At 70.3% G+C, this 9,319-nt stretch carries 9 protein-coding genes; 6 read left to right on the top strand and 3 right to left on the bottom strand.

All coding sequences use genetic code 11. From position 1 onward, the window contains the following. Positions 1–357: 357 nt before the first annotated feature. Positions 358–807: a hypothetical protein gene (locus tag AB0F52_RS09095; RefSeq protein ID WP_360166526.1), complete on the top strand. Its 450-nt coding sequence runs from the start codon at positions 358–360 to the stop codon at positions 805–807. 111 nt (positions 808–918) lie between these two features. On the opposite strand, the gene AB0F52_RS09090 is transcribed toward AB0F52_RS09095, so the two are convergent. Beyond that, positions 919–1,122, bottom strand: a complete 204-nt coding sequence (locus AB0F52_RS09090) for a cold-shock protein (protein WP_003097368.1) — start codon at positions 1,120–1,122, stop codon at positions 919–921. Between the two features lie 457 nt (positions 1,123–1,579). On the opposite strand from AB0F52_RS09090, the gene AB0F52_RS09085 reads away from it, so the two are divergent. The 4 genes from AB0F52_RS09085 to AB0F52_RS09070 all read left to right on the top strand — a co-directional run bounded on the left by AB0F52_RS09085 (position 1,580) and on the right by AB0F52_RS09070 (position 4,324). Continuing rightward, a complete protein-coding gene (locus tag AB0F52_RS09085) occupies positions 1,580–2,791 on the top strand; it encodes an Ig-like domain-containing protein (protein WP_360166524.1) in 1,212 nt (403 codons plus the stop codon). A 168-nt stretch (positions 2,792–2,959) separates the two neighbouring features. Then, positions 2,960–3,274, top strand: coding sequence for a hypothetical protein (locus AB0F52_RS09080; RefSeq protein ID WP_360166521.1), 315 nt, complete (start codon positions 2,960–2,962; stop codon positions 3,272–3,274). Between the two features lie 4 nt (positions 3,275–3,278). Beyond that, positions 3,279–3,830 (top strand): SigE family RNA polymerase sigma factor, encoded by a 552-nt coding sequence (locus AB0F52_RS09075; RefSeq protein WP_360166518.1) that lies wholly within the window; start codon positions 3,279–3,281, stop codon positions 3,828–3,830. A gap of 5 nt (positions 3,831–3,835) precedes the next feature. Continuing rightward, complete coding sequence (locus AB0F52_RS09070) at positions 3,836–4,324, top strand: hypothetical protein (protein ID WP_360166515.1); 489 nt, start codon at positions 3,836–3,838, stop codon at positions 4,322–4,324. 82 nt (positions 4,325–4,406) lie between these two features. On the opposite strand, the gene AB0F52_RS09065 is transcribed toward AB0F52_RS09070, so the two are convergent. Then, on the bottom strand, positions 4,407–5,741 hold the full coding sequence (locus AB0F52_RS09065; protein WP_360166512.1) for an MFS transporter: 1,335 nt from the start codon (positions 5,739–5,741) through the stop codon (positions 4,407–4,409). Between the two features lie 237 nt (positions 5,742–5,978). Here AB0F52_RS09065 and AB0F52_RS09060 point away from each other — a divergent pair, with 237 nt between their 5' ends. After that, complete coding sequence (locus AB0F52_RS09060; RefSeq protein WP_360166509.1) at positions 5,979–6,572, top strand: PaaI family thioesterase; 594 nt, start codon at positions 5,979–5,981, stop codon at positions 6,570–6,572. Here the strand turns inward: AB0F52_RS09060 and AB0F52_RS09055 are convergent, their stop codons facing one another. Further along, positions 6,573–9,221 carry a tetratricopeptide repeat protein gene (locus AB0F52_RS09055; protein ID WP_360166506.1) on the bottom strand — a complete coding sequence of 883 codons (2,649 nt, stop codon included), beginning with the start codon at positions 9,219–9,221 and terminating at the stop codon, positions 6,573–6,575. Positions 9,222–9,319: the final 98 nt, after the last annotated feature.

Raw genomic sequence — 9,319 nt, 5'->3', positions numbered from 1 at the left:
GCCTTCGAGTCCTCAGCGTTCTCCACGCTGGACATCATGTCGGTCATCAGGTGCACTTCCATGATCGGGAGTTACACCGCTCGTTTTACAGTCCCCCCCGGACCCCCCACGGTGCCTCGCGCTCGGCTTCCAGCGTGGTCCGGTCTCCGCCTCGGGCGCTGGGCGCCCTGGCGGTCCGTACGCAAGGTGCGGGGATGTGCGGAATCTTGTGATCGACTCGGTGGGTTAGGTGGGGGTTGCTTTGTGTTGTGGGGGGTTGGTCTTTTTGGGTGGGGGTTGGGCTGAATGGGGTATGTTTTAAGCGTGTTGTAGCTCACAGTGGTTTGTGTGGCGAGATGCAAACGTTATCGTGGCGTTGTGCCTCTTCCCTCCCTTGGCCGCTTGAGCAGCCGCACGAACCTGAAAGCCGCCGCGTCTTCCGGGCGTCATCGTGGTGCCGCGAAGCCTGCGGACGACGGTGCCGTCGAGGACACCGAGCTCACGTCGTACCTCGCCGCCCTCGCTCCCGAGAACGACCTCGAGAGCACCGGGTCCGGCAAGCGGTTCGGTGAAGCTCAGGTCATTCAGCTGCGGATGAGCCTCGTGGCCAACCAGCAGCTCAAGGACATCGCCGCCGAGCGGCAGATCTCCCCGCAGGCGCTCGCTCAGGAGTGGATCCTCGAGCGGCTCAACTGGGAAGGACAGGCCTCTTCGCTGCAGGACCAGCGGCAGCAGGCCGTCGGTGAGGTCAGCGACGTCACCGACCTCACCGACGAGTTCCACTTCCCCGCCGACGCCTTCGACGCGCCGGCCGTCGCCCGGCACTGAGCCGGCGCGCACCCGCAGACGTCACGAGAAAGGGCCCCCGGCAGTGCCGGGGGCCCTTCACTCAGGCCTTAAGACGCGCAAAGGGCCTGTGAGGCTTGTTCAGCCTCAGTTTCAGATCGCGCGGACCTTCTGGGCCTGCGGACCCTTCTGGCCCTGGCCGACCTCGAACTCCACTCGCTGGTTCTCCTCGAGGGTGCGGAAGCCGCGGCCCTCGATCTCCGAGTAGTGAACGAACACGTCGCCTTCGCCGCCGTCCTGCGCGATGAAGCCGAAGCCCTTCTCCGCGTTGAACCACTTCACAGTGCCTTGCGCCACCGCTGTACTCCTCGTTACACAGATCCGCTTCGAATGCCACCGAAGCGGCACCCCGACCGTCCCGGGCGGTTCCAACGAGACGAGTCAAGAGCGGGTCGGCTCCATGGCTCGCGTCAGAAGTTCCGCGAGTGTGAAGCCACGAACACGCAAAACGACGGCCTGAGAGCAGACTACCGGGATCTGGCCAAAGTTGAACCCCGTGATCGAGGCGAAAACCGGCTCTGCGCACCAAGGTCACCGGAACGTCGTAGGGCTCCGGCCCGGTTCTGTCGGACCCACCGGCTAGTCTGGCGCCGCACAGCGACACCGTGATCACCGGATACGGCTCGGAGTCGGCTGTGCCCCCTCAGTGAAAGCTTCCGCCGACCGATGTGATGCTCGTCACACCAATGTTGCTCAACGTACACGGTCTGCGGGGCGTCTCGAAGAGGGGAAGCACCAAAGGGGCAAAAAGGGGATGGGTGTGACGGTGAGGATTTCCACGCGGCGCCGCGGCGCTGCCGTGGCATGGGGCTTGGTCGCCGTGCTGACGCTGGGGGCGTGCAGCAGCGAACCGACGGTCTCGGCGAGCGGGACGTCGGGCGGGGGCCCGACGAGCTCGCCGGCACCCACCGCGCAGCCCGCGAAGCTGACGGTGACGCCGGCCGGCGGCGCCCAGGACGTCGCGCCCGGCGAACCGGTCGTCGTCCAGGTCGCCGACGGCACGATCACGTCGGTCACGCTGACCAACCCGGACGGCAAGCAGGTCCAGGGGCAGGCGTCGGCGGACAAGAAGAGCTGGACCACCACCGAACAGCTCGGCTACGGCAAGACCTACACCTGGTCCGGCCAGGCGCAGGGCGCCGACGGCAAGAACGTGCCCATCGCCGGCGCGTTCACCACGGTCAAGCCGAAGCGCCAGCAGTCGGCCAGCCTGAACGTCGGCGACGGCCAGACGTACGGCATCGCGATGCCGATCGCCCTGACCTTCCCCAGCCGCGTCACCGACAAGGCCTCCGTCGAGAAGGCGCTGTCGGTCGAGACCACGCCGAAGACCGAGGGCTCGTGGGGCTGGATGGAAGGCGACACCTCGGTGCACTGGCGGCCGAAGGAGTACTTCAAGCCCGGCACGCAGGTGAAGGTCAACGCCAAGATCTACGGCGTCAAGATCGGTGACGGCGTGTACGGCAAGCAGGACGTCTCGGCCAGCTTCGCCATCGGGCGCTCGCAGATCGTCAAGGGCAACACCACGCAGCACACCATGCAGGTGATCCGCGACGGCCAGCAGATCGCCGACTACCCGGTGAGCTACGGCCTCGACTCCGACCCCGGCCGCGTCACCCACAGCGGCGTGCACGTCGTCATGGGCAAGCAGGCCACGTACGCGATGAGCAACCCGAAGTACCACTACGAGAACGTCGTGGTGCCGTGGGCGGTCCGGATCTCCAACAACGGCGAGTTCATCCACGGTCTGGCCGCGTCGGTCTGGGCGCAGGGCAAGAAGAACGTCTCGCACGGCTGCCTGAACCTGTCGCCCGCGCGCGCCAAGGAGTACTACGACGGCGTGCTCCCCGGCGACCCGGTCGAGATCACCGGCAGCACGCAGACGCTGACCGCGAAGGACGGCGACTACAGCGACTGGACCTACGACTGGGCGAGCTGGCAGAAGCTGTCGGCGCTCGCCCGCTGAACCACCGAGGAGGACCGGGCGGCCGGGAAGTCCACTGCGGGCTTCCCGGCCGTTCGTGTTTTCCGCCGAAACCCGCGAAATCCGATGCAACCCCGGTGATCACCCGCCGCATGACTAAGGGCAGAGGCGCAGCGATCCCCTGCCGCGCCACGAGAATGAGGAGCTGTCTTGCGTATCCGCATCGCCCTGACCCTCGGCGCGCTCGTGCTCGCCGGTGGCGCCCTGACCGGTGGCATCGCGCTGGCTTCGGAGGCGCAGGCGCCGGTCGCCCCGACCACGACCCAGGCGACCCGGCCGGGCGAGCCGACCGTGGCCCCCGTCCCGACCACCAGCCGTCCCCGCTCCCAGGCGCCGTCCGTCGTGCCCGCGCCGCGCGAGACGACCCGGCCCGCCCGCACGGGCCCGGCTCCGCGCGTCCCGCGCGCCGTCCCGGCCGGGCCGACCGGTGACCTGCACCTGCCGGCCGTGTGGGAGACCCGGTAACCAGGTGACCTCCCGCTCCCGTCCGTCGACCGGGCCGGGCTCGCCGTGGGACGGCGAGTTCGCCCGGTACTTCGGCGAGCGCGCGCACAGCCTGCGATCGACCGCCTTCCTGCTCTGCGGGGACTGGCACCAGGCCGAAGACCTCACGCAGGCCGCGCTGCTCAAGATCTACCTCGCCTGGCCGAGGCTGTCGCGGCACGACGCGCTGGACGCCTACGCGCGCAAGGTCGTCCTGCGCACGTTCCTCGCCGAGCACCGGCGCAGCAGGTGGAAACGGGAGCGGCTCACCGACACCCCGCCGGAACTCCCGGCGGAACCCGCGAGCGACCAGGACCTGCTGGTCCGGCAGGCACTGGCGGTCTTGGCCCCCAAGCAGCGCGCCGTGCTGGTGCTGCGGTACTTCGAAGACCTGAGCGTCGAAGAGACGGCTCAGGCGCTCGGCTGCAGCGCCGGCACGGTGAAGAGCCAGGCCTCCCGCGGCCTGGCCACGCTGCGAAACCGGCTCGGCCCGCACTACGGTGCGCTGACCTTCAGCGCACCCACGGAGGGGAGGTGACGAACATGGACCACGAAGACGACGTCCGCGCGATCCTGACCGGCGCGGCCGGCGGCCCACAGCCGCCGATGCGCCTCGAAGCCGCCGACGTGATCGAGCGTGGCGGCCGGGTCCGGCGACGACGCAAGCGTTTCGCCGTCGCGGGCACTTCGACCGCGACGGCGGTCGTCCTCGCGGTGGCCGGTTTCCTGGCCGGCCACCGCGCCGGCCCGCCGGAGCCGGTGCAGCCCGCCGGCCCCGGCCTGTCCACGATCGGCACCACTTCTCCTGCTCCTCCGTCGTTGTCGCCGACCGATGTCCCGGCGACGTCGATCCCGCCGCCGACGGCCGAGCCGGGCCAGACCCGGCCACGCAGCCCGCGGACGTCGACCCCGCAGGTGCCGTCCGCAGGCCCGCGGGCCACGTCCCGCCCGACGCCGATGACCTCCCCGTCCACCGCGGTTCCCGTCGAAACCCGGCCGGAAGCGCCGTCGGTGACTACGACGACGCGCTAGCCGGTGGCGCGGATCCGACCCGTGGCGCGCGAGTGCCCCGCCCGGTGATCCGGACGGGGCACCCGCATTTCCCGGCGTCCGCTCAGCGTCGAGCGGACGCGGAGGCCAGCTTTCCGGTGTTGTCTTCGGTGTCGATCTGCTCCATCGGCACCTGCGACGTCTCCGGGATCTTGATGATCGGAATGATCGCGATCAGCGCCGCCGCCATCAGGTAGTACGCCGGCCAGTCCTCGTTGCCGGTGCTCTTGATCAGCGCCGTCACGATGACCCCGGCGGTGCCGCCGAACAGCGACGTCGAGATGTTGTAGCCGATCGCGAACGAGCCGTAGCGCACCCGGGTGGGGAACATCGCCGGGAACGTCGAGCCGATCACCGCGAGGATCAAGACCAGCAGGATCGCCACGATGAGGAACCCGACGAACAGCCACAGGATGCTGCCGGACTGCATCAGCTTGAGGCTGGGCCAGCTCAGCACCAGGAACCCGATGGCCGCGGTGAGCAGCAGCGGCTTGCGGCCGATCCGGTCGGACAGCGCGCCGAGCGGGATGATGATCGCCATCTGGATGACCTCGACCGCGATGATGATCAGCGTCGCCGTGTTGTCGTTGATCTTCAGCGTGTCGGTGAAGTACGTCGGCATCGTGGTCAGCAGCAGGTAGTCCGCGACGTTCAGCAGCAGCACGATGCCGATCAGGTTGAGGATCATCCGCCAGTTGCGGACGAAGATCTCCTTCAGCGGCGCCTTGGTCGGCGCCTCGCCCGCGGCCTCCAGCCGACGGAACTCGGGGGTGTCCTCGAGCTTGTTCCGCAGGTAGAGCCCGATCAGGCCGAGCGGCAGCGCGACGAAGAACGGGATCCGCCAGCCCCAGGCGTCGACCTGATCGGACGACAGGGACAGCGTCACCGACAGCACGACCAGGTTGCCGAGCACGTAACCGGCCAGCGTGCCGAGTTCGAGGAAGCTGCCGAAGAAGCCCCGGCGTTTCGTCGGGGAGTACTCGGCGATGAACGTCGCCGCGCCGCCGTACTCGCCGCCGGTGGAGAAGCCCTGGATGATCCGCAGCAGCAGGATCGCGATCGGTGCCGCGATGCCCATGCTGTAACTGCCGGCGTACGTCGGCAGGACGCCGACCAGGAACGTGCACCCGGACATCAGCAGGATCGTGATGGCGAGGACCCGCTTGCGGCCGATCTTGTCGCCGAGCGGGCCGAAGAACGCCCCGCCGAACGGCCGCACGATGAACCCGACCGCGAGCAGCGCCAGCGACTTCAGCACGGCGTTCCCCTCACCGGGGAAGAACTGCGTACCGATGCTCACCGCGATCGCGCCCGAGGTGAAGACGCCGTAGTCGTACCACTCGGTGGCGTTGCCCATCGCGGACGCCCACACGGCGCGCTTGACGGTTCTCTCGTCCACTGACGGTTTGCCCGTCGTTGCTGCTGGTTCGCTCATGCCGGCGACGACTCCTCCCGTGCAGTGCCCATCGGGCCGTTCGAGCTCATCGGCCCAGTCTCGACCGGTTGTCGCAGGTCGGCAGTCTGAGCCGCGAATTGTCTACGGTGGGGAACTTTCCGGCTACCGAGAGAGGTGGGCGGCGCGCCGACGTCCCGGGTCGCGCGCGGCGGCCGGCTACCCGCCGGTTAACGTCAGCGCATGAGTCGTGTTTCTCAACCCTGGCCGCCGGTGCCGGTGGAGCCCGCGGTCCCGCACCCCGAGGCGCCGGAGCCGGGCACCGAGCTCGGCGTGCACTTCGCGGAGTGCTTCGGGTGCGGCGACGAGGCCGACGCCGGGCTGCACCTGCGCTCGACCGTCGGCGAGGGCCAGGTCGTCCACTCGCGGTTCACCGTCACCGCGGCCCACCAGGGCGCGCCCGGGCTCGCCCACGGCGGCCTGCTGGCCTGCGCGTTCGACGAGGCGCTCGGCTCGACGGTCGGCAACCTGATGCGCCGCCCGGCGGTGACCGGCAAGCTCGAGACGGACTTCCGGCGGCCCGTCCCGGTCGGTTCGACGCTGTTCATCGCGGCCCGGCTGGACGGCATCGCGGGCCGCAAGATCTACGTCAGCGCGGACGGCCGCCTCGACGCCGAGGACGGCCCGATCGCGGTCAGCGCGCGGGCGTTGTTCGTCGTCGTCGGCTTCGAGCACTTCAACACCCACGGCGACCCGCGGGCGCTGGAGAAGCTGGCCGCGCAGCACGAAAAGAACCAGCGTGAGCGCGGCGAACGCGACTGGGAGATCAACCCTTGATCAGGTGAGCGTCCGCGGCCGGATCGCGTTGGCCCGGTCCACCAGCTCGATGCGCTGCTCGAGCGTGGCCGCCAGCCGGGCCAGCGCGCGGTAGCACCGCTCGAGGCCGAACCGCAGCTCGCGTTCCTCGAGCCGGCACCCCAGGACCCGCGCACCCGGCGTCGGTTTGCCCTGTTTGAGCCATTCGTGCGCGGCTTCGAGCACGCCGGCGGACAGGCGCGTCTGGCGTTCGACGTCCAGCCGGAGCCGCTCGAGCCGGGCGGACGCGTCGAGCAGGTCGTGCTCGGTGACCGGGGTCTCGCGGCCCTTGGCCTTGGTCGCCGTCGTCTTGATCTTGATCGCCGCGACCTGCGCGTCGACGTAGTGGGTCGAGGACGGCGGCACGGTCTCCAGCACCTCGACCGCGCTCGCCCGCGCGCCCTGCGCCAGGTACACGCGGGCGAGCCCGAAGGCGGCGCTGACGTAGGTGCGGTCGGTGCGCCAGACCAGTTCGTAGAACCGCGCGGCGGCGAAGTAGTCGCCGACACCTTCGGCGCTGATGCCCAGAGCGAGCTTCGGGGCGATTTCGCCCGGCAGATCGTCGTACACCGCTTCGAACGCGACGTGCGCAACCCGCGAACGGCCGCCCGCGAGTTCGATCAGGCCGCGGTACCAGTCGATCCGCCAGTCGTGCGGGAAGCCGTTCTTGATGGCCAGGTACTGCGCGGCCTGCAGCTGCCGCTGCGCCTCCGCGAACTCGCCGAGCTCGACCCGGGCGCGGACGATCCGCAGCCGCACCTCGATCGACTCGCGCGGCGCGCCGGCCAGTGCCTCGATCGCGGCCCGCGGGTCGAGCGCGGTCGTGGTGGCGAGCACGCCCGCCGCCGGGTCGTCCGTGTCCACCTGCGGGATCGGCAGGCCGGCGACGACCTCGTCCGCACCGGGCAGCGGCACGCTGGCGCCGGTTTCGGGCACCACCAGCTGCACGCCGAACGTGCGGCTCTCCGGGCCGAACACCGTCGACACGCCGGGCCGCGGCTTGCCGGTGCCGAGCGCCATGATCTCGCGCAGCACCCCGGTGAGCTGGTCGGCCATCTCCTCGGCGGAGAGGAACCGGCGGTCGGGGTCCGTGTGCGTCGCGCGCCGCAGGAACCGGTAGTACGAACCGAACAGCGTGAACAGCGGGACGGCGTCCGGGCCGGGCAGGGTCGTCTTGTACTTGGTGGTGTAGCCGGTGAACTCGAAGCTGAGCACGGCGAGCGTGCGCCCGACGGTGAACAGGTCGGAGGCCACCGACGCGCCCTGCGTCGGCAGTTCCGGCGCGCTGTAGCCGGTGGTGAAGAACAGCGGGCTCTCGTAGTCGTCGGTGCGCCGGACCGCGCCGAGGTCGATCAGCTTCAGCTGCTCGTTGGTCTGGATGACGTTGTCGGGCTTGAGGTCGCAGTAGAGCAGGCCCTGGCTGTGCAGGTAGCCGAGCGCGGGCAGGATCTCCAGCCCGTACGCGATGACCTGGCCGATCGGCAACGGCTCCGGACGGCGGCTTTCCCGGTGGTGCGCCAGCGCGAGCTGCCGCAGCGACTGGCCGCCGACGTACTCCATGACGATGTAGCCGGTGGTCGTGCCGCTCTGGGCGTCCGGGTGCTGCACGAAGTTGTGGATCTTGACGATGTTGGGGTGTTCGACCTCGGCGAGGAACCGCTGCTCGTTGGCCGCGGCCGCCATCGCCGTCGCGTCACCGGTGTCGATCAGTCCTTTGAGGACGACCCAGCGGTCGCTGACGTTGTGGTCCTGCGCGAGGTAGATCCAGCCGAGGCCGCCGTAGGCGATCGTGCCGAGGACCTCGTACTGGCCGCCGACGAGCTCGTGCGGCTGCAGCTTCGGGACGAACGAGAACGGCGCGCCGCAGTTCTCGCACTTGCCTTCCGGCGAACCGGGTTGCCCGTCCTTGCCGCGTCCGACCTTCGTGTTGCAGGCGCCGCAGAACCGCTTTTCCTCCGACACCACCGGGTTCGTCAGCACCGCGGACGCCGGGTCGCGCGCGGGTACCGGCGGGACCTCGACCAGCCCCGCGCCGAGCCGGCCGCGACGCGACCGGGACGTCCGCGAAGACGTCCGCCGCGAAGTGCCGGGGAACGAACCGGAGACCGAGCCGGACCCGCTGCCGGTCCCCGCTCCGGTGCCGGTTCCCGTGTGCCGTCCTTCGCTGGTCCGCTCGGGCAGCACGCTTTCGGTACCGGGGTCCGGCAACGGCGTCCCCGGCCCGGTTTCCGGCCGCGGCACCGGCGGCATGATGCTCTGAGTCTCCGGCGCCGGCGCGGCGAGCACGCTCGTGGGCTGCGGCGCGTCCGGGTCCGGGCGGACGGCCTGCGTCGGCTCGACCGGCGGCGTGACGGGGTTCATGCTGCCCGGCGGGCGCGTCGGGTCGTCCGCGCCGGGGATCGGCCCGCGGGCGGGGGCCGGCTGGCCGCGCGGCGGCGTCGGCGGACGGCGCACGGGCGCGTGGAAGACGGTCTCTTCGCCGCCGGACGGCTCGCCGTCGTCGAGACGGCCGGAGATCGACGGCTCCGGCGTGTCCCACCGCACCGGTGGCGGCGGCTGCCAGCTCGGCGGCCCCACCTGCTGCTGGTCGTCCGGCGCGGCGTGCCGAGGACGGCGCGGCTCCTCCGACACTGCTACCTCCCGGATCCCCTGCGACGTGCGGAGATCGATTCTAGTCGCGCTGCGTCCGTTGGTACTGCGCTCACTGGTACTGCGGCGTTCACTGGTCT

Origin of the sequence: Amycolatopsis sp. NPDC024027, from assembly GCF_040638975.1 — a bacterium.
In the GTDB taxonomy this organism is placed as follows: Bacteria; Actinomycetota; Actinomycetes; order Mycobacteriales; family Pseudonocardiaceae; genus Amycolatopsis.
Note: the sequence above shows the minus strand (reverse complement) of the source record. Positions and strands in the feature narration are given on the sequence as shown.

Coding starts and splice junctions, on each gene's coding strand:
- AB0F52_RS09085 (WP_360166524.1), top strand. CDS start 1,580: ATGGGTGTGACGGTGAGGATTTCCACGCGGCGCCGCGGCGCTGCCGTG.
- AB0F52_RS09070 (WP_360166515.1), top strand. CDS start 3,836: ATGGACCACGAAGACGACGTCCGCGCGATCCTGACCGGCGCGGCCGGC.
- AB0F52_RS09060 (WP_360166509.1), top strand. CDS start 5,979: ATGAGTCGTGTTTCTCAACCCTGGCCGCCGGTGCCGGTGGAGCCCGCG.